Consider the following 25,012-nt stretch of genomic DNA (forward strand, 5'->3'; position numbering starts at 1 on the left):
TTTAGCTCTTCTCCTGTGCAGCGATCCTTAGGCTGGTCGGTTTAAACTCACAGGAGGTCCTGCCCATGGGTGCCGACCAGGTATCACCAGCAAACACCGATAAAGCCACCGCAAGCGCGGACGATCCACGGCTTCAGACGCTGCGCAACACAGCGGCAGCGTTTCAGGACAGCATCATCGGCAAGCGCTTACCCAATTGGCTGGTCAAGGTCCCGGTCGACCAGATGATCGTATTGGGCGAGGCACTGAGTAAAAGCCTGGAATATCGTCAGCAGTTGGCTCGAATGCTTGCGCGAGTAGACAACATTGACGATTTCGTCGCATCCGCCCTGCAGACCGAATTGGACGAGCGATATGCACCAGGATACAACGTGCGGCGTTTGAGGTTTTTACAAGGCCACGGTGAGCCAATCATCAATGCGCAACCGGTGGGTAGCCATCTCACCAAAGTCGTGTACGAAGAGAAACCCTTGCTCGAAGTCGCCATGCGCAACTTCACCGCCAAGCAGGCCAAGGCTGACGGCCAGCCTAGTGGTAATCGCCTGCTTATCAGTCGCCAGGGAAAGCGCCCGGCACCCACTGCGATCGAGTTTGCCGCGTTGTGTCGCGAGCTCGACCTGGGTGAACACTACCAGCGTCACCTCAGCGCTGTTCTCATTCCAAGCGATGATCCAAAAGGTGTGGAGTCGCTGCTGGTCGACGCATACCGCTACGCCATGGCGGTAGATGCCTATCAGGCGCGGTTCACGGGCATCTTGGATGATAGCGAGTTGCAGTTGGTACTGGGGATGTCGTTCGAGGGCAAAACGAGGCGTCTGGCTGGAGATCTGGTGGTAGCCAAGCAGTTGCGCCTGGTAGGGTGCATGCTGGAGCAAATTGTCGTGCTCGAGGTCATCGACCAGGGTCCGCTTTTTAATACCACCCGCCAGATACTGTTGTACATCCCAGGTGATCCCTATGGCGCTTGGAGCAAATTCTCAAGTTTGACCCGGATGTCCAGAGCCCTCGGCCAGCGCTTTCGGAGCAACGCTTATCTGCAGTTTTTCAGGCGGTTTGTGCGCCTGCGCGACAGTCAGGCGTTCTTTTCCGTCATCATTCCTGCCTATGCAGACTTGCCTGTCTGGGCCAGTTTCGACTTGCAGGAGCACCTAGAGCCGTATCCGGTGCCCCTGTTCAACAGCCTGGCGCGTGCGCGTATCCGCCAGATCAAGGATGATGCGGCGCTGATTGCAACGCCCGTTGCCCAGCTTGATCGTGAAATTCAGCGTATGCATGACCAGCGTTTGGCTGCCGAAGGCTGGACGCTGGTCAATATCGCAGGATTGTTTGTTCCGGAGATTGGCATCGTGCTACTGGCGGTGACGGCCTGGGAATTGCTGGGCGAGGTTTACCACGGTATTGAGACATGGCGTGAGGGTGACACCAGCGAAGCGCTTGAGCACCTGCACAATGTTGCAGTCGATCTTGCGACAATCGCCGCCACTGCTGTCGGTGTAACGGCAGTGCGACGGATATGGAATCGCTCTGTGCTGGTCGACAACCTAGTACCCGCACGGTTGGAGGATGGCAGCACGAAATTGTGGCGGCAAGATCTGATGCCCTTTCGCAGTTCTATAACCCCCAGTGAAGCAGCGGTTGATGCGCAGGGAATCCAGCATCTGCATGGCCAGTCTTGGATCGAGATGGACGGCCATACCTATCCAGTCATCCGCCCTGGTCCCCATCGACCTTGGCAACTGCGCCCGATTGATGGGCATGGTCCGCAACTGCAGAGCAATGGGGCGGGCGCCTGGCGTCTGTGGCACGAGCAGCCGGCTGAATGGGACGACAGATTTCATCTATTTCGGCGTCTAGGTGGCAATTTTATTGGACTGGATGACGAGCAGATCGATCAAGTTTTGAGCTGTCATGGTCTTGAGGCCGATCATCTGCGGGCGCTGCATGTGAGTGACAAGCCTGCGCTGGCGGGACTGCTCGACAGCGTGTTGCGCTGCCGGTTGGATGCGCGTATTCGCCGCTTGGTTGGTCACTTGCGTTCAGGCAAAAAGGTTGAGGACATTACTGTGCTCCAGCATGCGCAAAGATTGACCGGAGCGTCCGGGCTTTCTGATCAGGCGCTTGCCGAACTGGCCTGGTCTGAACGTCGGCAGTTGTTCCAGCGCCTTTACGATGCCATGCAAGCCACTCAAAGCCCTGCCAGCAGCGCGCTGCGGCGGGTTTTCCCAAGCCTGCACCAGCCGGCTGCCGATGAGCTGATAGAGGCGGCGATCAGCAATGACCGGCGCCGCCTGCTGGAAAGTGGGCGGATCCCTTTGCGCCTGGCCGAGGCTGCGCGGGCCAGTTCGCTGGCCATCCGCGCGGTCCGTGGCTATGAAGCGTTCTACCTGGATACGCCACAGACTGCAGATTTGGCCAGGATAGCCCTTGGCATGTTCAAGCATCTTGCCGGGGCCGCACCGCGGGTTCGCTGGCGCTTGTTTGAAGGCGATGTCCATGGGCCCTTATTGCTGGCGACGGAGGAAGGTGGGCAAACGCTGGATCTGGCACATGTCAGTGGCCGATTCCTGCGCCTGGATGCTCAAGGGCAGGCCGACGGCGTGGCAGGCGAGTTGTTCGAAGTGATGGCGAGTGCCCGAACCGCGCAGCAGTGGGCCTCCATGGGTATTGGCGAGCCGTTCTCGCACAACTTGCGTGTGCTGCTGGCGCGCCAGGCTGTACAGCGGCGCGAAGAGGTCGCCCAGCTATTTACCCGAGTGCAGCGCAGTGGCACCTTCCGCCCACCGCAACGCCTGGCAGATGGACGCCTTGGCTATCTGATGGGAGGGTGTACGCCCAGTGGCTTGTGTGGTCGAGATAGGTCGATGCCCGCGATGTTGCGAGAGCTGTTTCCTACCTTCACTGACGAGCAAGTCATCGCCTGGGTCGAGAATGTCCTGCAGTCTGGTCGCAGGCCAGAAATCGTCATGGCCAGCCTGCGCGCGGAGCTGGCTGATCTCAACAGTTGCCTGGATAACTGGGTCATGGAGGGCGACGTCGAGCTGGCAGCTGAGCGCGTTTTCGTCAGGCGGACGCTGCTCAATGGCTGGCGACGCCGGACGGCCGCTCCCTACGATACCAGCCAACCAAACGCCAACTTTCACATGATGCTGTATGGGGCCAAGCCAGAAGGTTTGCCGCAGTTGCCGGCGCGGGTCAGCTTCGGTCATATATCCAATCTCGCACTGCTACACATGGATCTCGAGGAGATACCGACGAGTTTCCTGTTGGCGTTCAGTCGCCTGCGGGTGTTGGACTTGGGTGATAACCACTTGACCCGACTGCCGCAACTATTGTTACAGATGCAGCACCTGCGCTCGTTGGTGCTGACCAACAATCAGATCGTCCTGGATCGGGCCCAGGCATCTGTTTTAGCCAGTTGTGAAGGGCTCGAGTACATCGACCTGTCTCATAACCCCTTGGGTCGTACCTTTACCCTGAGCGGAATGAGCCGACTGCGCTGGCTGAACCTGCGCGCCACCCGCATCAGCCAGCTCCCTTCGGCACTGACCGATCGACCGATGATGTATTACGCGGACTTGCGCGACAACCGCATCACCCACTTACCAGAACAGTTCTATCAAGCGCCGTTGCAAGTCAGGCGCAGGATCCGCCTGGCTGGTAATGCATTCGGGACGGCTGAGGTCTTGCGTTTGCAGAGGGCATTGATGGCACCCATGGAGCCAATCGATGCAGAAGCTGCAGGAGAGCAGTCGATCAATGCGCGCGAACTGTGGGGCGATGCCGTGGGGCCGGATTATCGCGGTTCGATGGTTAGTCGCTGGGACGCGATTGAGCAGCGGCCACAGTCAGAGCGTTTTTTCCAGGTATTGCGCCAGTTGCTGCACTCGGCGGACTTTCATCGTCGACCTCATCCGGTCGCGTTACGTGTGTTGGCGTTACTGCAATTGATGACTGACAACCAGGTACTGTGCGATGAACTGCTCAGCGTGGCCAATGATGAATGGGGCTGTCAGGACGGTGCTACCTGGTGTCTGAGTAATCTGGAATTAAAAGTCCTGGTGTGGAATGCCCGGAACAATACCCAAGGGGATCCAGAAAGCGCATTGCTGGACTTGGGTAAGCGCCTGTGGCGTCTGGATGAGGTCGATCGTTTGGCAGTGCAGGACATCGTTGCTCGCGCTGGCAATCCTGACGAAAGCGAAGTTGGCCTTGCTTATCGACTTGGTCTGCGTGAACGCCTGAACTTACCGCTGGAGGTGGGCGACATGAGCTTTCGGCCCATTGCCGGAGTTGATGAGACGCGCCTGGAGCAGGCGCATATGCAGGTCTTGGAGGCTGAAACACAAGAGCGACTGGCGCGTTCGTTGGTAGAGCGCGATTTTTGGCAGGCCCATCTGGAGCGCGCCCGGGCTGACGAATTCAGTCGCATGGATGAGCCATTTCATGAACGGCTCGAAGCGCTCTTGGATGATCAGGCATTGTCCGACCAGGACAAGAAGCTGCAATCGGACGCGATCAGAGATGAGCAGCTGGCCGCGCGTCGAGGGCTGATGCTTGAGGTGACGATCCGCGCCCTGGAGGAGGGACCGGCGGACCCGCCAATTCACGTACGTTGACTATCGTCTAGCTGAAAGCGGCATGTCAGCTCGCCTCAGGCGGCTTTGAACTATGCTCTGTTTGGGTGTCGGCATTTTCCGGAGATGCCGATATCCCGGTCTGGATAAAGCTTGGAAATCGCCGGTAACTTTTCCTCTAACCACTTGCTCTGTCAGGTGGTTTAGTCTCCAGAGCGGATTTTTCTCCATGATCTGTAGTCACTGATTTATCGAGATAGTAAGGAGATGCACATGCTCGTCCGGTCACTGACCCTCGCCACCTTGCTCGCCGTTAGTGGCCCATTGTTCGCCGCCGACAGCGATGCCCCCCTGGCCAAAGAATTGGGTAAGGCACGGCCTTTGGTAGTCATTGCCCCAAGCTCGGCGGATCCAACCCTGCGTGGATTGAATGAAGCCCTGAAAGATCCTGCTACCCAGGCTGCTTTCAAGGAGCGTGGGCTGGTCCTGTATAGCGTTGCCAACATGATGGGCATGCGCGAGGACAAGAACCTTGAACAACAAACCACCATGGCCCTGATCCGTGAACTCAAATTAGGCGCAAGCAAAGGCACCAAGGTGATCTTGGTGGGCAAGGACGGCGAGCGGCACGTGCTCAAGGATGATGACAGTGGTGAGAAGATCGACCCGCAGGCGATCATCAAGGCTGTAGACGAACTGCCCGCTAACGAGAAAGCCGTAACGGCTCCAGAACCTGTCGCTGCCGCTGTGGCCGAGCCCAAGGCAAAGGACGCTAAACCGAGCAAACCGGCCAAGCCCGCGGCGCCTCCCAAGCCGTTGGAAGACTGAGGATCAAAGCCCCCGGTTAAAACCTTAGGCCGTCGTACCCAAGTCACCCCAACCTTAGGTACGATGGGCGATCAATTTTGTGCTTTGAGGATTACTGTGGAATTTCTTGCCGAATACGCAAGCTTTCTCGCCAAGACCGCAACCCTGGTAATTGCCATTCTGGTGGTGCTGTCGGCCATTGCTGGCCTGCGGGGCAAAGGGCGGCGCAAGCCAGGTGGGCAGTTGCAGGTCACCCGCCTCAACGATTTTTACAAGCAGCTGCGAGAGCGTCTAGAGTCAGGCCTGTACGACAAGGCTGAGCTAAAGGCCTTGCGCAAGCAGCAAGCCAAGGCGGATAAAAAGCTCAAGAAGACCAAGGCTGAGGATAAGGCCCGGGTCTTTGTGCTCGACTTCGATGGTGATATCAAAGCCTCGGCCACTGAGAGCCTGCGCAATGAGATTACTGCTTTGCTCACGCTCGCCACCCCTAGAGATGAAGTGGTGCTGCGCTTGGAGAGCGGCGGCGGCCTGGTGCACAGCTACGGCCTGGCAGCTTCGCAACTGGCGCGCATTCGCCAGGCTGGTATTCCGCTGACCATCTGTATCGACAAGGTGGCTGCCAGCGGCGGTTACATGATGGCCTGCATCGGCGAAAAGATCATCAGCGCGCCGTTCGCCGTGCTTGGCTCGATTGGCGTCGTGGCACAACTGCCCAACGTCAACCGCTTGTTGAAAAAGCACGACATTGACTTTGAAGTGCTGACTGCGGGTGAATACAAGCGCACCTTGACCGTGTTTGGCGAAAATACCGAGAAAGGGAAAGAGAAGTTCCAGGAAGACCTGGACGTCACCCATCAGCTGTTCAAGGATTTTGTCGGACGTTATCGTCCGCAGTTGCACATTGATGAGGTGGCAACCGGCGAAGTCTGGTTGGGTGTCGCTGCATTGAACCGCAAGCTGGTTGACGAGCTGCGCACCAGTGACGAGTACCTGAGCGATCGCGCTCGCGAAGCGAATCTGTTTCACCTGCATTTCGCCGAGCGCAAGAGCCTGCAGGAGCGCATTGGCATGGCGGCTAGCGGAACTGTCGAGAACACGCTGGTGGGTTTATGGAGCAAACTCGGCCGCCTACGCTAAGACCTTGAACCCCTTGAAGATTTTTTCGGTTCAGGGGTTGCAAGGAACATCGAATGCAGACATAATGGCCTCCATCGAAACGCAGGTTGCTTGAAAAAGCGCTTAAGTTTCAAGGAGATAGCAAAGCGTAAGCCGCTAGATCCGAACTTTTTGAGGCCGAGTAGCAAAGTGGTTATGCTCCGGATTGCAAATCCGTCTACGCCGGTTCGATTCCGACCTCGGCCTCCATATTCGAAAGCCCCGCAGATTAACGTCTGCGGGGTTTTTCTTTGTGGGTCGGAAAATCTGTGAGTGGCTAAGCGGGGGCCTGCGCCATCCGGCCGATTGTATCTTGTCGAGATCTGCAGAAATTTTGCGGCGATTGGGCTTTATTTGTCATTTAAGCCTGCCTTGCCGGGAGTAGGTGTATAGTGGCGGGCGAGTCCTCTCTTTGGGTGGCTCACCAATGAGGTGTCAGCATGTACCATTCCACTACCCAGCAGGCGCAACTGCGCTTGAATGAGCAAATCGAGCAATTCCTCTCCAAAGGCGGCACGATCAAGGAAATTGCCAGGGGCGTTAGCGGATTTAATCCTGCCGCGCCTAAGGTGCACTGGACCAAAGCTCAGGCTGCCAAGGCCTGAGAGTCAATTGGGTGGTTGATCCATTCAAGGTCATCATGGCCACTGAGCTTGGTCAGCGACTGATTGGCAGTTTAAAGGTCAGGATCTGCCGAGCCTCAGCAGTGGCTCGGCAATTGGATCTTTCCTGATTCCCCCTGGCGCCGTTGAGCGCTCTTCGCGATCAGAGATTTGACACCTGCGGTTCGACAACTTCAGTAGAAGCTTCGGCGGTTGATGCTGCTGGCGTGTTGGAAAGTGGGGAGATCGTTACCGCATAGCGGCCAAGATCGCTCTCCTGGCGCTGGAAGTTGATCGCGACGTTCTCGCCTTTCCAGCTCATGACCTCGGCCAGATAGGACGCGCCCGAACTCATCTTGATCCAGTGACTCTGCTGAACACCAGGTTCGCCGAAGCGATCAGTGAGCATTTCAGTGACCAGATAGAGGCTGTTGGCGTTGCCGCTGAAAACCAGCTCATTCACCTTCCCGTCGGTGATGCTGGCGATCAGGCTGTAGCCTGGCGAGATAGGCAGGTAGGGCAGTCCACGAACTTCGAATTGGTTCGGTTGCGCGGTGGTGACACGGCACAGGGTGGTGGGTCTGACGCTATCGGTAGGGCACTCTTCAACTTGTTCGAGGAAGTTGCCCTGTAGGTCGATGCCGAGAAAATCCGTAGGTTCCTGGGTCCAGGGAGTAACGGATTCAGCAGCGGCAAATGCCGCCCACGCAGGAAGCGCGACGCACAGGCTCATCCTGGCGGCCAGGGAGAGAAGCGGTCTCATAAGACCTTCCTTGGATATAAGTGGAAAAAGGCAGCAGAATACTGCCCTGAGAATGATTTTCAATAATACTAGTATGACATCATTCTGGGCTCTAAATCAACCTTCAGGTCGGCCTGGGGGCGGCTTGGCCTACCTCAAGATTGGGCAAGAAGGCGTGTTTAGCGGGGCGAGGAAAAGCCGGCAGAAAAAGAAAACCCGCCAGCAAAGGGGCGGGTTGAAAGAACGTACGAAGCACCATGATTCTGCCTACGCAGATGTCAGAAATTTGTGAAGACCATGTCGCCAGTCTGTTGAGGGCTTTCTGCTGAGCAGGCGTGCGCTCAGACCGATGTCAGCCAGCAGCGTTGCAGTAGGCGCTGGTGCCTGATGGTGCCCACAAAAAAGCCCGCCAGGAGGCGGGCAAGGACGTTTTGAAGGGAGAGGTTGCAGTCTGGTGTCGGGCAGTTAAGTCAGCATTAACGGCTCGGTGATTGACCGCGGCCGTTGAACGGCCTATACAGGCGTGCTTATTTCAGGAGCCCGGCATGCACGACGAAGATGACCTTCCAGAACCTGAGCATGATCATCTGCTCGACCACGAGTTTCTCTACCAGGATCTGGATTCCGAGGCCGATGCCCAGGGCCTGGAAGATGACATTGAGGAAGATGAAAATACCCTCGATGACTTCGATGAGCAGGATCATCCCGCCTGGCATGATGATGTCGACGACGACTGAGCCTGCGCTGAACGGCCCTTACGCAGCGCAGCTCGGTACGCTGTCTTCAGCGACGATCAAGCGAGAATCGTCCAGCCCCAGTGACTGCCAGCAAAAGTAGACCGCCGACGATACTCAGGTTCTTGAAGAACTGGGTCATGTTGGCGCTACGTTCGGGGTCGACCATGTTCCAATAGGGATGGCCGATCAGCGCCGTTCCAAGCACGAACAGGGCAAACAGAAACGCCAGCGGCCGAGTATAGAAGCCCAGGATCAACACGATGGCGACGAAGAACTCCATGATCACCGCGATTGCCGCCGCCAGCGTTGGGGCCGGAGCGCCCAGTGAGCCGAGGTAGCCAACCGTACCTTCGAAGCCAGTGAGTTTGCTCCAGCCAGACATGACGAACAGGATCATCAGCAGGATACGCGCAAGCAGAATTATCGCATCGCGTTGACCGTCGAACAGGGAGTAGCGCATGGCGGCATTCCAATGAACCGAGACATGTTCCACTCTAGCAGGCGCGCAAAGGTTTTGCGCCAGGCATGAAAAAGGCGCCTCATGGGCGCCTTTTCAAAGAAGATTGGTGCGAGTGGCGGGACTCGAACCCGCAAGGCTCACGCCGACAGATTTTAAGTCTGCTGTGTATACCAATTCCACCACACTCGCACGCTTGAAAGGGCCGCAAGGACCGGGCGCTTCGTAGTGAAGGGCCACACAATCAAGCGCGCTTTATAACCCATCGTTATAGGTGAGTCAACTCAGCGGCTGGTAGGGCCCGATCAAACCGAGGCGTTCTCAAGGCTTTAGGCCATAATTGGCAAAGATGCAATTGACACGGTGCCAGCATTAGGCCACTGTTCGAAACTTTGGATCCAATGAGCTAAATGCCATGTCTGCTGAGCTCTCGTCTGTACCCTCAACGCGCGTCGTACGGCCTAGGCTGTTCTGGCGCATACTGTTCGCTCAGGTCTTCGTTCTAGCGGCTTTCCTTTACTTCAGCCTGTTGTGCCTGGGTGGCTATCTGCTGATGATCGGCTTCGACGCACAGCACACGGTTCAGCAGAGAGGGCTGGCAATCGCGGCTGGCGGCGGCGTTGTGTTGGCATGCCTGTGGCTGCTTAGGGTAACGATGCCGCGCAGACTCAGCCCGGTTGTAGTAGAGCGCATGACCTGAAGAGTTTCGCTTGATGGCCCGAGGGCGAGTAGACTCTGAACTACGCTCAATTTGTCTTTCCCTGCGGTGCCTGTGGAGCTTGCATGGTTTCAACCGACCGCCTGGATCAGCCTGAAGTGCCCACCAACCGCTATGAACAGCTGGTTCAGTCGGTAGTGGACTACGCCATCTATATGCTCGACCCTGACGGTAACGTGGTGTCGTGGAACGCCGGTGCCGAGCGCATCAAGGGTTATCGCGCCGATGAAATCATCGGCAAGCATTTCTCGCTGTTTTTCACGCCCCGAGATTGTGCCGAAGGGCGCCCTGCGCACCTGTTGCGCCAGGCACTGGAGCAGGGCGTTGCCCAGGATGAGGGCTGGCGAGTACGCAAGGACGGTACGCAGTTCTGGGCCTTGGCGGCCCTGGATGTGATTCGTGACGAGCACGGCCAGATTGTCGGCTTGGCCAAAGTTACCCGCGACATCACCGACCGGCGCGAGTCGGCACTGCAACTGGATACCATGCGTGCCCAACTATTCCAGGCGCAGAAGCTCGAAGCCCTAGGACAGTTGACCGGCGGCTTGGCGCATGACTTCAACAATCTGCTGACCATCATCCTCAGTTCTGCCCGCCTGGCTGCAAGTAGCCAGGATCCTGAGCGCGTGCGGCGCCTGCTCGAGCATATTCTCGATGCGGGCCAGCGCGGAACCCAGCTCACCCAGCGCTTGCTCAGCTTTGCTCGCCATCAGCAGTTGAACGTCACGCGTATCGCGCCAGCCGAGCTGATCGATTCTACCCGTGGTCTATTGGAGCACGCGCTGCCCAGTGAGATAGTGCTTGAGCAACATCTGCAACTGGATGTACCGATGATCCAAGCCGATGCCGGGCAGTTGCAGATGGTCCTGCTCAACCTGTTATTCAATGCCCGTGACGCCATCGACGGTGAGGGGAGTATTCGCCTTGAGGTGAACGCTGTTGAGTTGTCAGGCGAAGTTGAGGGGTTGCACGGCAGCTTTGTGTGTTTCGCTGTGCAGGACACCGGTCAAGGTATCGAGGCGAAGGTGCTGCCACGCATCTTCGAGCCGTTTTTTACCACCAAGGCCTTCGGCAAAGGCACCGGGCTTGGGTTGAGCCAAGTCTATGGCTTTGCCAAGCAAAGCAATGGTGCGATCTGTGTAACTAGCGAAGTAGGGGTTGGCACGCGCATGAGCTTGTACTTGCCCGTTGCCCAGATTGGCCCATAGCACGACATCCAATTAGGTGGACACCATGGTAGAAGCACTCAAACGGCTGACCACTGGCATCGATGGGCTTGATGCGTTGCTCAAGGGCGGCTTGGTGGTGGGTGCCTCCTACATCATCCAAGGGCCGCCTGGCGCAGGCAAGACGATCTTGGCCAACCAGCTGGCCTGGGGGCATGTGCGTGAGGGCGGCAGAGTGTTGGTGGCGACCTTGCTTAGCGAGTCTCACGAGCGCTTGTTCCAATACCTTTCGACGCTGGAGTTCTTCGATCAGGCCCTGGTCGGCGATCAGATCCAGTTCGTCAGTGCCTTCGATACCCTGGAGCAGGAGGGGCTGGAGGCGGTGGTCAAGCTGTTGCGTCAGGAAATCGCCCGGCAACAGGCGACCTTGCTCATCGTCGATGGGTTGCTCAATGCCCGGGTGCGCGCTGAAACGACCCTGGATACCAAGAAATTCGTTGCTGAGCTGCAGGGCCATGCCGCCTTCGCCGGTTGCACAGTGTTGTTGTTGACCAGTGCTCGACTACAGGAAGGCAGCCCCGAGCATACGATGGTCGACGGGGTGGTTGAGCTCAGCGAGCAGTTGGTTGGAAGCCGGGCAATACGCCATATCCAACTGCGCAAGACCCGCGGCAGTGGTGCCCTGGCAGGATTGCATGAGTGCCTGATCGATGAGACCGGGCTCAAGGTATTTCCACGTCTGGAGTCGCTCTACAGCCATCCTAGCCAACCAGGCACCGCGACCCTGAGTCGGGTCACCAGCGGTGCGCCTACGCTGGACGAGATGCTTGGCGGTGGTGTGGCCACTGGCTCAACCAGTCTGGTGATGGGGCCCTCGGGGATTGGCAAGACGTCGCTGGGGCTGACCTTTCTGGCTGCCGCCACCGCGCAGGCGCCGGGTTTGCATTTTGGCTTCTATGAAACCCCAGCGCGTTTGCGCCTGAAGGCCGCCGCGTTGGGTTATGACTTTGCCACCCTGGAACGCGCGGGCGCCGTGCAGCTGTGTTGGCAACCAACTACCGAAGGCTTACTCGATCAGCTAGGTGCGCGCTTGCTTGCTCAAGTTAAGGCGTTGGGCGCCAAGCGAGTGGTCATCGATAGTCTGGGGGCGTTCAGTCGGCTGGCTGCTGACCCTGCGCGGCTCAATGGTTTTTTCCGTGCGCTGATCGGCGAGCTGCGCGCTCATGACGTCAGCGTGCTGATGACCTGGGAGATGCGTGACCTGTTCGGCGCCGAGATCAGCGCGCCCGCGCCGGATCTGTCGAGCATTGTCGACAACCTGCTGCTGACTCGCTTCGTCGAGCTGGATGCGCAGTTGCGGCGGATGCTGTCAATTCTCAAAGTGCGCGACAGTCACCACGATCCTGCGCTTCATGAACTGTGCCTGGGGCCTCAGGGTGTCACTCTGCGCAAAGCGTTCGAGGGGGCCTCGGGAGTGCTCTCTGGTAGCGCTGTGCCGCAGGAGGGTGGGTGATGGGATGAGGCGATGAATACCATCCTGATCGTCGATGACGAGTACCTGATAGTCGAAATCCTTGCCTATGCATTGGAGGATGAGGGCTTTGCGGTTGAAAAAGCGGGTGATGGCACCAAGGCACTGGAAACCTTGAGGCAGAAGCGGGTAGACCTGGTCATTACTGACTTCATGATGCCGAAGAAAAACGGCGAAGAGCTTGCCAGGGAAATCCGTGACGAGCTGGAGCTTGCAGACCTGCCGGTGATTCTCATGAGTGGCGCGCAAGCCAGCCAGGCCAGTCCTGATCTGTTCGTTGCGGTGTTTGAAAAGCCATTCAATCCGATAGAGCTGATCGCCAAAGTGCGGGAACTGCTGGGCGGCTGAAGGCCAGGCAAAATCCCGCATCGGCGGGCCGATCGGTCAAGCGCATCCGTGCGGCTTCAGGCGATGCAGATCAGTGCTATTCGTCGTTATGTTTTTCCGGCGCCGGGTTGCCAGCCTGGATACGTTTGAAAATCTCTTCACGATGAACCTGAACATCCTTCGGTGCATCGATGCCGATCCTCACTTGCATCCCTTTAACGCCCAGAATGGTGACTTTGATGTCATCGTTGATGACGATGCTTTCGCCAACCTTGCGGGTGAGTATCAGCATGTAGTTCTCCTTGGTAATGATGAAAACCGTGCGGCCATTTACCGCTGCGGCGGGAGCTTGTCCCTCTTCCTTCTCATTAAAGACGCTTTCGGCGGACAGGAATTCCCCCGCTGACAAAATCTGTTGCCTGTCTCTAGTTGCAGGTGCCGACTTAACCCATTAAAGCGCTATCGGCGAAGGTGCTCGGTGGCAAGAATAGGGGGCTTACGCTCATATTGGAAATTTCTCTGCTTGATGGTGAGGATAGGGTGAGTCAATCGAGGGTTTGCAGGCCCTGCAGAAAACGCAGCAAGGCGACTTCTTCAGGCTCCAGGCCCTTGCGCGTGCGGCTTTTGGGCAGTGTGGCGAGCCGGCCCAGGTGGAAGTGCTCGAGCACCGCTGGGTGAATGTAGCAACGGCGGCAGACTGCAGGGGTGTTGCCCAAGCGGCTGGCAACCTGGCGAACGATTGCGCTGACCTGGCGCTTGGCTTCGCTGTCCGGCTCCCAGGCCAGTGGGCGCAGCAGGCTCAGAGCCAAGCTGCTGCCGGCCCAGGTGCGGTAGTCCTTGGCCGTGAAGTCGGCACCGGTCAGCTGTTGCAGGAACAGGTTGATTTCACTGGAACCGATGCTGTGGCGTTGGCCATTTTCATCCAGGTATTGAAACAGCGACTGCCCCGGTAGCTCCATGCAACGCTTGATCAACCCGGCAAGACGGCGGTCGCGTAGCGTCACGTTGTGCTCCACGCCGCGCTTGCCGCGAAACTGAAAACGAATCGTGCTGCCCTCGACCTTGACGTGCCGCGCGTGCAGGGTGGTCAGACCATAAGACTTGTTATCGCGCAGGTATTGGCGGTTGCCAATGCGAATCAGCGTGGTGTCGAGCAGGCTGACGACCAGCGCCATGACCTTTTCCCGGTCCAGGCCTGGCCGGCGCAGGTGGTTGTCCAGTTGCTTGCGCAGCGCGGGCAGTACTTTGGCGAACGCCAGCATCCGGCCATATTTGTGCTGGTCACGCAGCTCGCGCCACTCACTGTGGTAGCGGTATTGCTTGCGCCCGCGTGCATCGCGCCCGGTCGCCTGCAAATGCCCCTGCGGGTCGGCGCAGATCCACACATCGGTATAGGCGGGTGGGATTACCAGTGCAGCGATGCGCGCCAGGGTCTGGCTATCTCGCACGCGATTGCCATCGGCATCCAGATAAATGAAGCGGTCGCGCCAACGACGCCGGCTCAGGCCGGGCTGGCTGTCGTCGACATAATGCAGGGTGCGGGGCAGGGGGCAATCGAGCATGAGGCGGCATCCATCGACCAGTTACCTGAGCAATGGACAACGGCAAAGCCGCCGATGCTCAGATCAACAGCGCCACTGATTTGATCTGGGCCCAGAGCATCTGGCCTGGGCGCAGGCCGAGCTGGTCTGCAGAGTAGCGGGTCACGCGTGCGAGCAGGGCGCTGTCGGCAGCGTCCAGACTGACCAGCACATGGGCGGGATTGTCCGCCTCGCGGAATTCACGAACCCGTACCGGCAAGCGATTGAGAATGCTTGAAGTGCTGTCGGCGGCCAGGGCCAGGCTGACGTCGCGCGCCTGCACCTTGAGCCGGTGAGTGCTGCCGACCACCAAAGACGGGTGGGCGATACGCAACACCTGAGCGTCACTGCCGGGTAGGCGCAGATCGAACAGCTGATAGTGCGGATCATGTCCCACCACCACGCCCTCGAGCACCACGCCTGCATCTTCGCCTTGGGCCAGCGACAGGTCGAGGCGGGCCAGGGTCTGGCCAATCGGCCCGCAGGCCACGGCCTTGCCCTGCTCGAGCAGTACCAGATGATCAGCCAGGCGGGCGACTTCATCCTGCGCATGACTGACGTACACCACGGGGATGTCCAGTTCATCGTGCAGCCGTTCCAGGTAAGGCAGGATCTCGCGCTTGCGCGGTCCGTCCAGGGCTGCCAAGGGTTCATCCATCAACAACAGCCGCGGGCTGCTGAGCAGAGCCCGAGCAATGCCTACTCGTTGCGCTTCGCCGCCTGACAGCGTGGCTGGCTTGCGCTCGAGCAAATGGCCGATACCGAGCAGTTGGCAGGCTTGGTCCAAACTGACTTTGCGCTCACTGGCCTTGATGCGTCGCCAGCCGAACTCAAGGTTGCCGCGCACCGAGAGATGCGGGAACAAGCTAGCCTCCTGAAACACATAGCCGACCGGGCGCAGATGCGGGGCCAGAAACCAGCCGCGTGCGCTGTCTTCCCAGACCTCGCCATTGACTTCGATATAAGCGCTGCTGGGGCGCTCAAGCCCAGCCAGGCAGCGCAGGCAAGAGGTCTTGCCGGAGCCGGAGTGGCCAAACAGCGCGCTGATCCCGCGACCAGGCAGGTGCAGGTCGACATCCAGGGTAAAATCGTCGCGGCCAAGGGTCAGCCGCGCCACTATTGATGAGCTCATTTCAGCTCCAGCCAGCCTTGCCGCGCCGGCCCGCATAGAGCAGGAGCAGCACCAGGAAGGAGAATACCAGCATGGCCCCGGCCAGCCAGTGCGCTTGCGAATAGGCCATGGCCTCGACGTGATCGAAGATCTGCACCGAGACCACGCGGGTCTTGTCCGGAATATTGCCGCCGATCATCAGCACTACGCCGAATTCGCCCACGGTGTGGGCAAAGCCAAGGATGCTGGCGGTGACAAAGCCTGGCCGGGCCAGCGGTAGAACCACGTGCACGAAGGTATCCCAAGGGCTGGCGCGCAAGGTTGCGGCGACTTCCAATGGGCGTGGGCCGATGGCGCTGAATGCGTTTTGCAACGGCTGCACCACGAACGGCATCGAATACACCACCGAGCCGATCACCAGTCCGGCAAAACTGAACACCACGCTACCCAGGCCGAGCGCCTGGGTGGCCTGGCCGATCCAACCGTGCGGCCCTAGGGCGATCAGCAGGTAGAAGCCAATTACCGTCGGCGGCAGCACCAGCGGCAAGGCCACCACCGCGCCGATTGGCCCGCGCAGCCATGACTGGGTACGCGCCAGCCACCAGGCGATAGGCGTACCCACCACCAGCAGGATCAAGGTGGTCAAGCTGGCCAGTTTGATGGTCAGCCAAATCGCCCCCAGGTCACTGGCGTCGAGTGGCATCAGATTTCATAGCCGTAGGATTTGATCAGCGCGGCGGCTTTGGGGCCCTTCAGATAATCGACCAGGGCTTTGGCCGCCGGATTGTCCTTGCCTTTATTGAGGATGACTGCGTCTTGACGGATCGGCTCGTGCAGATCGGCAGGCACGATCCAGGCCGAGCCGTTCTCGACCTTGCCGTCCTTGTAGATTTGCGAAAGGGCGACGAAGCCCAGTTCGGCATTGCCGGTGGAGACGAATTGGAACGCCTGGGTGATGTTCTGACCTTCGACGATCTTGCCTTTGGTGGCTTCGGTCAGTTGCAACTTGTGCAGAACCTGGGTGGCGGCCAGGCCGTAGGGCGCGGTCTTCGGGTTGGCGATGGACAGGTGCTTGTAGTCATTACTTTTTAATACAGCGCCTCTGTCGTCGACATAGCCAGGCTTGGCCGACCATAGCGCCAGAGTACCGATGGCATAGGTGAAGCGCGAGCCTGCCACGGTTTGTTTTTCCTGTTCCAGTTTGGCCGGGGTGCTGTCGTCGGCGGCGAGGAACACTTCGAATGGCGCGCCATTCTTGATCTGCGCATAAAACTGGCCGGTGGCACCATAGGCAGCCACCAGTTTGTGGCCGGTGTCCTTTTCAAAGTCCGTGGCAATGGCCTGGATCGGAGCGGTGAAGTTGGCGGCAACGGCAACCTGGACCTCATCTGCCCACGCGCTATTGAGGGTAATCAGGCCGGCCAGTGCGGTGACGGCCAGGTGGGACAGACGAATACGCATGAAGCAGCTCCAGAGGGCAGGTTATCGTTATGTTGTCGACTATATAGCGATAACCCGCTGATCGGGAAGAGGCGCGCCGTACTTGTAGAAGCAGGCTTGACCCGCGAGAGGGGCCAGAACGATGACAATCCCTGACTCAGCGCCCCAATTGCGCCAATGCCTTCTCTGCAATGTCCCGGGTCAACTCGCCCGCCGGCATCGCTCGCCCTAGACGCAATGCCTGCCCCGACCACAGATTGCTGAAATCACTGCTGCCTTTGGCATCACTGATTGCCCGCAACGGCATTAACGCACCGCCGGCCAGCGGAAAGCGCGGCGCCAGGTCACTCATGGGCCCTAGCTCGCGCATGATCCGATTATTGATGCCACGTGCCGGTCGCCCGGTGAACAGGTTGGTCAGTGCCGTATCGCTGGCAGGTGCGCTGTCTAGCGCCTGCCGGTGGGCAGGCGATACCTTGGCTTCGGGGCAGAACAGGTAGGCTGTGCCAATCTGCACTGCCGAGGCGCCCAGCGCCAGGGCCGCGACCAGTCCGCGGTGGTCGCTGATACCGCCCGCGGCGATCACGGGCACGCGTACCGCATCCACCACCTGCGGCACCAGGGCAAAGGTGCCGATCTGGCTGGTGATCTCCTCGCTCAAGAACATGCCGCGATGCCCACCCGCTTCATAGCCCATGGCGATGATCGCGTCGCAGCCATGGGCCTCTAGCCAGCGCGCCTCTTCTACCGTGGTGGCACTGGACAGCACCTTGGCGCCCGTTGCCTTGACCCGCTGGAGCAGGTCGGCACATGGCAGGCCGAAATGGAAGCTGACCACTTGCGGCCGTAATTGCTCGACTAGCTGGCAGCTGTGTTCATCGAACGGTGCGCGGTTGGAAACTGGGGTCGGGGCGTCAAAGTCTGCCCCCACTTCTTCATAGTACGGCTTGAGTGCCTGCTTCCAGCGCGAGTCACGCTCAACGTCGGCGACTGGCGGTTGGTGGCAGAAGAAGTTGAGATTCAGCGGTCCCAGGCTGGCTGCGCGGAAAGCGTCGATCTCGCTGCGCACCTGCTCCAGGCTGAGCATGGCGCAAGGTAACGCTGCCAGCCCACCGGCATTGCCCACCGCAATCGCCATGGCCGAGCCCGTGGCGCCGGCCATGGGCGCCTGGAGAATGGGTACCTCGATGCCCAACAGATCGAGAATGCGGCGGTCTGACCAGGTGCTCATGCGCGGCTCCTTGTGCGGTGTGACGACGGGGGCTTACCTCAGGGGGGGTTACAGGGCCTTGCTGACTTGGATGTCGCTGATCTTCTCAGCGTCATCGCCATGGATCTTGCGCAGTGCTTGCAGGGCCTGCTCGGTGGAGCTATCGGGCATCAGGGCGAAGTCCCAACGGCGCTCGCCATCGAGTTTGTACTTGATCACGTATTTGATGGTCTGGGTCATGAGGCTTATCTCAGTTGCGACGACGAGCGACGGATGATCTTGATCTTGTGGGTGAAGGTCGGCTTACGCGTGACCGAGATCGGGCGCGGGGTGACGGTATCGATGGTGATGTTCCAGAAACCGGTGCTCGGCACGGTGATCTTGGCCGGGAAGCGATCGAAGGCGCCGCCGTGGTAGGTGTGACGGCCGCCATTCTTGAAACTGCGGAAGTTGGCGTCGTTCATCAGGCGGATGTTGCAGCGCTGGGAACACTCGATAACGACGATATCGTCCTCGTTGAGATGCTCGCGCTGGTGTACGAATTTCATGTGATGCTCCGCAAGGTTTATCTCTGCAAACGCGAAAGATATCACGATGTAAGGGTACACTCGCGCCCCTGTTGACCGGGCTAGGGATAAATCCGCCAAAGCAGGGAGCAAATCCGCCCGGGCGTTGTCATACACAATCTTAAAGGGCAGAGGTACAACGAATGAAGTGGGTGGTGGCGGCGATGACCTTGACTTTGGGCGGCTGCGTCAGTGTTTCGGAACTGGAGCAATCGCGAGAAACCATGGATGTGATTTCTGGCAAGACCCCGCGCGCTTACGCTGACTGCGTCAAGGCTGAGCTGGCTGATAGCCGCGATGCTTTGCACGAAGAGCAGCGTGGTGATGGCTTGCGCCTGATCGTGCCGCAAAAGCTGACCGCAGGTACCGGCCCGGCCGCGCTGCTGGACATCGACAAACGCGGCAGTGGCAGCAGCATCAAGCTGCGTGAGCGTTTGAACAACTTCCCCCTGCGGTTGGGCGACGTGCGTACCGCCGCGACCAAGTGCATCTCAGGATCTTGATCTAGCTCAGCTCAGGAGCAATTAACGGGCAGATTACATCTTCTTGTCCGGTAGGCGTTGTTCCCTGCCGGAGGTTAAGCCTAGACTTTTCCTGCTTATACCAATTAAGCCTAAGCTTATAACAAGGAAATGGAGCGTCCCGTGATCAAACCGTTAAGTCGCGTCGCGATCGGCACTGCGCTGATCCTGGCCTGGTCTGCGGCGCATGCCGCCGATGGCCAGAAAATCTTCACGCAAGGCGGGCAGAATCCTGCCGCCATGGCTTGCCTGGGCTGTCATGGCGCCGATGGCAAGGGCATTGCCGCCGCAGGCTTCCCCCGCTTGGCTGGACTCCCCGCTGGATACCTCAACAAGCAACTGGGCGACTTTCGTAATGGCACTCGTAAGCAGGCTGTCATGGAGCCGCTGGCCAAGGCCTTGAGTGACGAAGAAGCCAAGGCCGTCAGTGCCTACCTGGCCAACCTGCCCAGTGACCCCGCCCCCGAGCAGCGCCGGCAACAGATCGCCACCGATCCGGTGACGCGCCTGGCGCTGTATGGCGACTGGAGTCGGCACATTCCAGGTTGTGTGCAGTGCCACGGGCCGGGCGGTAGCGGCGTTGGTGAGCACTTTCCGCCGTTGGCCGGGCAGCCGGCCAGTTACTTGGTGGCGCAACTCAATGCCTGGCGCGATGGCAGCCGCAGCAACGACCCCAACCAGTTGATGGTCGGCGTGGCCAAGGCGATGACCGATGCTGAGGTTACGGCAGTTGCCGCGTTCTTCGCCGAGCCCGGCAGCCAGGAGGTCAAGCCATGAAGCCGATGATCCCAGCCCTGTTACTGTTGGCCGTGGGCAGCCTTCAGGCGGCGCCGATTGCCATGGAAGATCAGTCCCAGCTCAAGGTGCCAGGCACCCAGGCTGCCCCGCAGTTCACCCCGCCAGCGGAAAGTGAGCTGCCGGACAACGCGTTTGGCAAAATGGTCCGCGAAGGTCATGCGCTGTTTGTCGATACGCGCAGACTGATGCCCGAGGCCGTGGGTAATGGCATGAACTGTAGCAACTGCCACCTGGACCAGGGACGCATGGCCTTCTCTGCGCCGTTGTGGGGTGCGTATCCGATGTATCCGGCGTATCGCAAGAAGAACGACAAGGTCAACACCTTCGCCGAGCGCATCCAAGGCTGCTTCCAGTTCAGCATGAACGGCAAGCCACCGGCTGCCGACAGCCCGCAGATGACTGCACTCAGTGTCTACGCCTACTGGCTCTCGACCCATGCGGCTACCGGTATCGAGACACCGGGTCGCGGCTACCCGGAGGTTCCTCAACCCAAGGGCGGCTACGACTTCAAACGTGGCCAGCAGGTGTATCGCGAGCAATGCGCGATTTGTCACGGCGACCAGGGCGAAGGCCAGCAAGTGGCAGGGGAATACGTGATGCCGCCGCTGTGGGGCAAGGACTCCTATAACTGGGGCGCAGGTATGCACCGAATCAACACCGCGGCGTCGTTTATCAAGTACAACATGCCGCTGGGCCGACCCGGCAGCCTGAGCGATCAGCAGGCGTGGGATGTCGCCGCCTGGATCAACCGTCACGAGCGCCCGCAGGATCCGCGCTTGGTCGAAGGTTCCATCGAAAAGACCCGGCTAAAGTTCCACGCCAATGATGGGGTAAACCTTTATGGACAGACGGTCGAAGGACTGCTGATAGGCCAGGGGAGCGATTAATTGCCGCAGAGGGGGCTGCAAGGCAGCCCCTACGCCTACAGTGCGGGTCTGAATGCTTTGATTCAATTAGCTGAATCAAAGCGCTTCGCGCAGCTGCAATTGCCGCAGGATCGCGGGGGTGGTTAGTTTTCACTGAGCGCAATATTTACGATTGGCCGGAACTATCTACACTGGGTTATCTCTATCATGGCATCGGTCGCCCGAGGGCGGGGCATTGTAAGGTGCGTGCCGCCTGATTAGACTGCGCCGAATTTCGTACGCAAAGCCCTTGTTAAGGACGTATATGATCAAAAAATGCTTGTTCCCGGCAGCCGGCTACGGCACTCGCTTCCTGCCCGCTACCAAAGCCATGCCCAAGGAAATGCTGCCGGTGGTCAACAAGCCACTGATCCAGTATGGCGTTGAAGAGGCACTGGACGCTGGCCTGAACGAGATTTCCATCGTTACCGGCCGCGGCAAGCGTGCCCTGGAAGACCATTTCGACATCAGCTACGAGCTGGAAAACCAGATCAAGGGCACCGACAAGGAAAAATACCTGGTCGGTATCCGTCGCCTGCTTGACGAGTGCTCGTTCTCCTACACCCGTCAGACCGAAATGAAAGGTCTGGGTCACGCGATCCTCACCGGCCAGCCGCTGATCGGCGATGAACCGTTCGCCGTGGTGTTGGCAGACGACCTGTGCGTCAACCCGGAAGGCGATGGCGTGCTGACCCAGATGGTCAAGCTGTACAACCAGTTCCGCTGCTCGATCATCGCCATCCAGGAAGTCGATCCGCAGGAAACCAACAAGTACGGCGTCATCGCCGGTGACATGATCCGCGACGACATCTTCCGTGTGACCAACATGGTCGAGAAGCCGGCTCCAGAAGACGCTCCGTCGAACCTGGCGATCATCGGTCGTTACATCCTGACCCCGGATATCTTCGATATCATCAAGAACACCCCGCCGGGCAAAGGTGGCGAGATCCAGATCACCGACGCCCTGATGCAGCAGGCGCAGAACGGCTGCGTGATTGCCTACAAGTTCAAAGGCAAACGCTTCGACTGCGGTGGTGCCGAGGGCTACATCGACGCGACCAACTTCTGCTTCGAGAACTATTACAAGACCGGCAAGGCGTACTGATTCGCCACGCCAGGCCGACAAGCCACCCCTCGGGGTGGCTTTTTTGTTTGTGGCGGCCAACGGCGGTATGCTGAGCGCCAGCCAAGGAGACTGAATACATGGCCTACGATTTTGATCTGTTCGTGATTGGCGCCGGTTCCGGCGGTGTGCGTGCCGCGCGCTTCGCCGCGGGCTTCGGTGCAAAGGTCGCTGTGGCCGAGAGCCGCTACCTGGGTGGCACGTGCGTAAACGTTGGCTGCGTGCCGAAAAAACTGCTGGTCTACGGGGCTCACGTGGCCGACGAGCTGGAGCAAGCTGCAGGCTTCGGCTGGACCTTGGAAGAAGGGCACTTTGACTGGGGGACGCTGATCGCCAACAAAAACCGCGAGATCGAGCGCCTCAACGGCATCTATCGCAACCTGCTGGTCAACAGTGGAGTCACCTTGCTGCAAGGCCATGCTCGCCTGACCGGCGCCCACGAAGTGGAAGTCGAAGGCCAGCGCTACAGCGCCGCGCACATCCTCATCGCCACCGGTGGCTGGCCGCAGGTGCCGGACATTCCTGGTAAGGAGCTGGCTATCACCTCGAACGAGGCGTTCTACCTCAAGGAGCTGCCACGGCGGATCCTGGTAGTGGGTGGCGGCTATATCGCTGTCGAATTCGCCGGCATTTTCCAGGGACTGGGCAGCGATACCACGTTGCTTTATCGCGGCGACTTGTTCTTGCGCGGCTTCGATGGCTCGGTGCGTACCCATCTCAAAGAAGAGCTGGATAAACGCGGCCTGAATCTGCAATTCAACAGCGATATCCAGCGCATCGACCAGCAGGACGACGGCAGCCTCAAGGCCACCCTCAAGGACGGCCGCGAGCTGATCACCGACTGCGTGTTCTACGCCACCGGCCGACGGCCCATGCTGGATAACCTCGGACTGGAAAATACCGGTGTGGAGCTCGATCCGCGTGGCTTCGTGCGCGTCGACGAGCAGTACCAGACCACCGAGCCGTCGATCCTGGCCATTGGTGATGTCATCGGTCGCGTACAGCTGACGCCGGTCGCGCTGGCTGAAGGCATGGCGGTAGCGCGGCGGTTGTTCAAGCCTGAGCAATACCGCCCAGTGGACTATCAGAACATCCCGACTGCGGTGTTCAGCCAGCCGCCGATAGGCACGGTTGGACTGACCGAAGAGCAGGCGCTGGAAGCCGGGCACCACGTGCAGATATTCGAGAGCCGCTTCCGGGCGATGAAGCTGACCCTGACCGACATCCAGGAAAAGACCCTGATGAAGCTGGTGGTCGACGCCGACACCGACAAGGTACTGGGTTGTCACATGGTTGGGCCTGATGCCGGCGAGATCATCCAAGGCTTGGGTATCGCGCTCAAGGCGGGCGCCACCAAGCAGCAGTTTGACGAAACCATCGGCGTACACCCGACGGCGGCCGAAGAGTTCGTGACCATGCGTACGGTAACGCGATGAGTAAACGCTCACATACGTTCTGCTCTGCAGGTTTCTGATCAGCTCGGTCGAGCTTTCCTGCCTGTTCTCTCTGCTTGCCTTACAGCGTGCTGCTGACGCCTTCTTGATACTGCCCCGGCGCTGCGCAAGCGGCGTCGGTCGGTATTGGCTGATCGTATTCATCAGCGTTGAGAGGAAAGCGAACATGCACACTTTGTCGAAGGTATTCTTTGTAGCGAGCAGTTTGCTGGTCTGGGCAGGGCAAGTGTCGGCTGATCGTGGTCAGATTAACTTCCAGGGTGAGTTGCGCTCATCGACTTGCGCCGTCAGCAACGAGAACGGAAACCCACAAGTTCAGCTTCCTGTCATCGATACCAGCGAGCTGCGCAGGGCAGGGAGTGTTGCTGGGCCAATACTGTTCAGACTCGAAGTGGAAAACTGCCCACCTGGGTTGAGTGAGATTTCTGTGTACTTCGAGGGCCAGAACATAAGCCCGGAGGGACGCCTTAATGTCGCAGAAGGTGGCGCTGAGAATGTTCAGCTGCAGTTGCTCAATAACCAACAGCAGCCAATGGACCTTGCCGCCGCGAAAGGTTCTCAGAATGTGCAACGCATAGGTGTGCAAGACGGACGAGCCAACTTGGCCTTCTTCGTACGCTACTACTCAACCGGAAATGCCACGCCAGGCCCAGTAAGCTCCAACGTCCAGTACTCCCTCGACTACCTCTGAGTACTTCGCGCAGCTCGCATGCGGCTGCATTTTCCTGCGTATCCAAGTGAAAGTTCATGGAACGTTTTCTCAGCGTATTCAGGCGTGGAGCGCTGCTGGCTGGCTGTTTGCTTTCCATGCAGACCGACGCCGGTGTGGTCATCGGCGCTACGCGCCTCATCTTTCCCGCTGAACAGCGTGAAGTCACCGTGAAGATGAACAATGTTGGCAGTCACCCATCATTGATCCAGTCCTGGGTCGATGATGGCCGCCCTGAGGTCCCTCTCGAGCAACTGCGCGTACCGTTCAGGCTGGCGCCGCCGCTGTTTCGTCTTGACCCCGGCAAGGCGCAAAGTCTCAGGTTGTTCCACACGGGCGATGTGATGCCAGGGGATCGGGAAAGCCTGTACTGGCTCAATGTTCTGGAGGTGCCTGCCAAGGGGGCGGGCAATTTTCTGCAGTTTTCTCTGCGTTCCCGGATCAAGCTGCTGTATCGCCCGCAGGGCCTGGCGGGCAACGCTACTGATGGACATAGAGCAGTCACCTGGCGAGTGGTGCGTGATGGCCCCGCCTGGGCGATGCAGGCAGACAATTCCGGGCCTTTTTTCGTCAATCTGGCAAGGTTGGAGATAACCCTGGGTGAGCAGGTAGTCAGCCTTGTGCCTACTCATGTCCCGCCTTTCTCGAGCGTCCGCTTTGCGCTACAGGCACGCGAGCGGCCTGCCGCCATTGAGCTGCGTTATGCGGTCATTGATGACTATGGTGCGGTGCGTGACGCACCTGCGGTTTCTGTGGCGCAATGGGAGCAGTGAGGTGGG

At 59.1% G+C, this 25,012-nt stretch carries 26 protein-coding genes and 2 tRNA genes; 17 read left to right on the top strand and 11 right to left on the bottom strand.

Annotation, left to right across the window (positions count from 1 at the left end; translation table 11 throughout):
- Positions 1-65: 65 nt before the first annotated feature.
- From ACI2JX_RS05450 to ACI2JX_RS05470, 5 genes are all read left to right on the top strand, one after another.
- Positions 66-4,616 carry an NEL-type E3 ubiquitin ligase domain-containing protein gene (locus ACI2JX_RS05450; RefSeq protein ID WP_404689573.1) on the top strand — a complete coding sequence of 1,517 codons (4,551 nt, stop codon included), beginning with the start codon at positions 66-68 and terminating at the stop codon, positions 4,614-4,616.
- Positions 4,617-4,847: 231 nt separating this feature from the next.
- Positions 4,848-5,402 (top strand): DUF4174 domain-containing protein, encoded by a 555-nt coding sequence (locus ACI2JX_RS05455; protein ID WP_264235924.1) that lies wholly within the window; start codon positions 4,848-4,850, stop codon positions 5,400-5,402.
- Positions 5,403-5,498: 96 nt separating this feature from the next.
- On the top strand, positions 5,499-6,518 hold the full coding sequence (gene sohB, locus ACI2JX_RS05460) for a protease SohB (RefSeq protein ID WP_264235925.1): 1,020 nt from the start codon (positions 5,499-5,501) through the stop codon (positions 6,516-6,518).
- A gap of 154 nt (positions 6,519-6,672) precedes the next feature.
- Positions 6,673-6,746, top strand: a tRNA-Cys gene (locus ACI2JX_RS05465).
- 230 nt (positions 6,747-6,976) lie between these two features.
- The gene (locus ACI2JX_RS05470; protein ID WP_186556739.1) at positions 6,977-7,141 is read left to right on the top strand and encodes a hypothetical protein; all 165 of its coding nucleotides are present in this window, start codon (positions 6,977-6,979) and stop codon (positions 7,139-7,141) included.
- Positions 7,142-7,301: 160 nt separating this feature from the next.
- Here ACI2JX_RS05470 and ACI2JX_RS05475 read toward each other — a convergent pair whose 3' ends face one another.
- Positions 7,302-7,901 (bottom strand): hypothetical protein, encoded by a 600-nt coding sequence (locus ACI2JX_RS05475; RefSeq protein ID WP_264235926.1) that lies wholly within the window; start codon positions 7,899-7,901, stop codon positions 7,302-7,304.
- A 524-nt stretch (positions 7,902-8,425) separates the two neighbouring features.
- Between ACI2JX_RS05475 and ACI2JX_RS05480 the strand changes: the two genes are divergently transcribed.
- Positions 8,426-8,617 carry a hypothetical protein gene (locus tag ACI2JX_RS05480; RefSeq protein WP_404689574.1) on the top strand — a complete coding sequence of 64 codons (192 nt, stop codon included), beginning with the start codon at positions 8,426-8,428 and terminating at the stop codon, positions 8,615-8,617.
- A 46-nt stretch (positions 8,618-8,663) separates the two neighbouring features.
- Here ACI2JX_RS05480 and ACI2JX_RS05485 read toward each other — a convergent pair whose 3' ends face one another.
- Together ACI2JX_RS05485 and ACI2JX_RS05490 are read right to left on the bottom strand one after the other, a co-directional pair.
- Positions 8,664-9,077 (bottom strand): DoxX family protein, encoded by a 414-nt coding sequence (locus ACI2JX_RS05485; protein WP_264235928.1) that lies wholly within the window; start codon positions 9,075-9,077, stop codon positions 8,664-8,666.
- Between the two features lie 104 nt (positions 9,078-9,181).
- A tRNA-Leu gene (locus ACI2JX_RS05490) sits at positions 9,182-9,266 on the bottom strand.
- Positions 9,267-9,489: 223 nt separating this feature from the next.
- Between ACI2JX_RS05490 and ACI2JX_RS05495 the strand changes: the two genes are divergently transcribed.
- From ACI2JX_RS05495 to ACI2JX_RS05510, 4 genes are all read left to right on the top strand, one after another.
- Entirely contained in the window at positions 9,490-9,774 is a 285-nt protein-coding gene (locus ACI2JX_RS05495; RefSeq protein ID WP_404689575.1) for a hypothetical protein, read from the top strand.
- Between the two features lie 83 nt (positions 9,775-9,857).
- Positions 9,858-11,000: a nitrogen regulation protein NR(II) gene (locus ACI2JX_RS05500; RefSeq protein WP_404689576.1), complete on the top strand. Its 1,143-nt coding sequence runs from the start codon at positions 9,858-9,860 to the stop codon at positions 10,998-11,000.
- Between the two features lie 25 nt (positions 11,001-11,025).
- The gene (locus tag ACI2JX_RS05505; RefSeq protein WP_404689577.1) at positions 11,026-12,471 is read left to right on the top strand and encodes an ATPase domain-containing protein; all 1,446 of its coding nucleotides are present in this window, start codon (positions 11,026-11,028) and stop codon (positions 12,469-12,471) included.
- Between the two features lie 12 nt (positions 12,472-12,483).
- Positions 12,484-12,837 carry a response regulator gene (locus ACI2JX_RS05510; protein ID WP_404689578.1) on the top strand — a complete coding sequence of 118 codons (354 nt, stop codon included), beginning with the start codon at positions 12,484-12,486 and terminating at the stop codon, positions 12,835-12,837.
- A 76-nt stretch (positions 12,838-12,913) separates the two neighbouring features.
- Here ACI2JX_RS05510 and csrA read toward each other — a convergent pair whose 3' ends face one another.
- The 8 genes from csrA to ACI2JX_RS05550 all read right to left on the bottom strand — a co-directional run bounded on the left by csrA (position 12,914) and on the right by ACI2JX_RS05550 (position 18,705).
- Positions 12,914-13,108, bottom strand: coding sequence for a carbon storage regulator CsrA (gene csrA / locus ACI2JX_RS05515; protein ID WP_186556731.1), 195 nt, complete (start codon positions 13,106-13,108; stop codon positions 12,914-12,916).
- 253 nt (positions 13,109-13,361) lie between these two features.
- Positions 13,362-14,378, bottom strand: a complete 1,017-nt coding sequence (locus tag ACI2JX_RS05520; protein ID WP_264235933.1) for a DNA topoisomerase IB — start codon at positions 14,376-14,378, stop codon at positions 13,362-13,364.
- Positions 14,379-14,436: 58 nt separating this feature from the next.
- Positions 14,437-15,528, bottom strand: coding sequence for a molybdenum ABC transporter ATP-binding protein (modC, locus tag ACI2JX_RS05525; protein ID WP_404689579.1), 1,092 nt, complete (start codon positions 15,526-15,528; stop codon positions 14,437-14,439).
- 1 nt (position 15,529) lies between these two features.
- A complete protein-coding gene (gene modB / locus ACI2JX_RS05530) occupies positions 15,530-16,210 on the bottom strand; it encodes a molybdate ABC transporter permease subunit (protein WP_264235935.1) in 681 nt (226 codons plus the stop codon).
- The gene (modA, locus tag ACI2JX_RS05535) at positions 16,210-16,968 is read right to left on the bottom strand and encodes a molybdate ABC transporter substrate-binding protein (RefSeq protein WP_404689580.1); all 759 of its coding nucleotides are present in this window, start codon (positions 16,966-16,968) and stop codon (positions 16,210-16,212) included. Before modA ends, modB begins: the two co-directional genes overlap by 1 nt.
- A gap of 136 nt (positions 16,969-17,104) precedes the next feature.
- A complete protein-coding gene (locus ACI2JX_RS05540; RefSeq protein ID WP_404689581.1) occupies positions 17,105-18,178 on the bottom strand; it encodes an NAD(P)H-dependent flavin oxidoreductase in 1,074 nt (357 codons plus the stop codon).
- Positions 18,179-18,226: 48 nt separating this feature from the next.
- Complete coding sequence (locus ACI2JX_RS05545) at positions 18,227-18,397, bottom strand: hypothetical protein (RefSeq protein ID WP_186556725.1); 171 nt, start codon at positions 18,395-18,397, stop codon at positions 18,227-18,229.
- Between the two features lie 5 nt (positions 18,398-18,402).
- Positions 18,403-18,705: a DUF1883 domain-containing protein gene (locus tag ACI2JX_RS05550; protein WP_186556724.1), complete on the bottom strand. Its 303-nt coding sequence runs from the start codon at positions 18,703-18,705 to the stop codon at positions 18,403-18,405.
- A 161-nt stretch (positions 18,706-18,866) separates the two neighbouring features.
- On the opposite strand from ACI2JX_RS05550, the gene ACI2JX_RS05555 reads away from it, so the two are divergent.
- From ACI2JX_RS05555 to ACI2JX_RS05585, 7 genes are all read left to right on the top strand, one after another.
- Positions 18,867-19,226: a hypothetical protein gene (locus ACI2JX_RS05555; protein WP_264235938.1), complete on the top strand. Its 360-nt coding sequence runs from the start codon at positions 18,867-18,869 to the stop codon at positions 19,224-19,226.
- Positions 19,227-19,370: 144 nt separating this feature from the next.
- Positions 19,371-20,021: a c-type cytochrome gene (locus ACI2JX_RS05560; RefSeq protein ID WP_404689814.1), complete on the top strand. Its 651-nt coding sequence runs from the start codon at positions 19,371-19,373 to the stop codon at positions 20,019-20,021.
- Positions 20,018-20,929: a c-type cytochrome gene (locus tag ACI2JX_RS05565; RefSeq protein ID WP_404689582.1), complete on the top strand. Its 912-nt coding sequence runs from the start codon at positions 20,018-20,020 to the stop codon at positions 20,927-20,929. The genes ACI2JX_RS05560 and ACI2JX_RS05565 overlap by 4 nt, the downstream gene beginning before the upstream one ends.
- Positions 20,930-21,212: 283 nt before the next feature.
- A complete protein-coding gene (gene galU / locus ACI2JX_RS05570; protein WP_016391540.1) occupies positions 21,213-22,052 on the top strand; it encodes a UTP--glucose-1-phosphate uridylyltransferase GalU in 840 nt (279 codons plus the stop codon).
- A gap of 98 nt (positions 22,053-22,150) precedes the next feature.
- Positions 22,151-23,506, top strand: coding sequence for a glutathione-disulfide reductase (gorA, locus tag ACI2JX_RS05575; RefSeq protein ID WP_264235940.1), 1,356 nt, complete (start codon positions 22,151-22,153; stop codon positions 23,504-23,506).
- 184 nt (positions 23,507-23,690) lie between these two features.
- The gene (locus ACI2JX_RS05580; protein ID WP_264235941.1) at positions 23,691-24,215 is read left to right on the top strand and encodes a fimbrial protein; all 525 of its coding nucleotides are present in this window, start codon (positions 23,691-23,693) and stop codon (positions 24,213-24,215) included.
- A 56-nt stretch (positions 24,216-24,271) separates the two neighbouring features.
- Positions 24,272-25,006 (top strand): molecular chaperone, encoded by a 735-nt coding sequence (locus ACI2JX_RS05585; protein WP_404689583.1) that lies wholly within the window; start codon positions 24,272-24,274, stop codon positions 25,004-25,006.
- Positions 25,007-25,012: the final 6 nt, after the last annotated feature.

It is taken from the genome of Pseudomonas sp. NPDC088890, assembly GCF_044900155.1.
GTDB classification, from domain to species: domain Bacteria; phylum Pseudomonadota; class Gammaproteobacteria; order Pseudomonadales; family Pseudomonadaceae; genus Aquipseudomonas; species Aquipseudomonas urmiensis.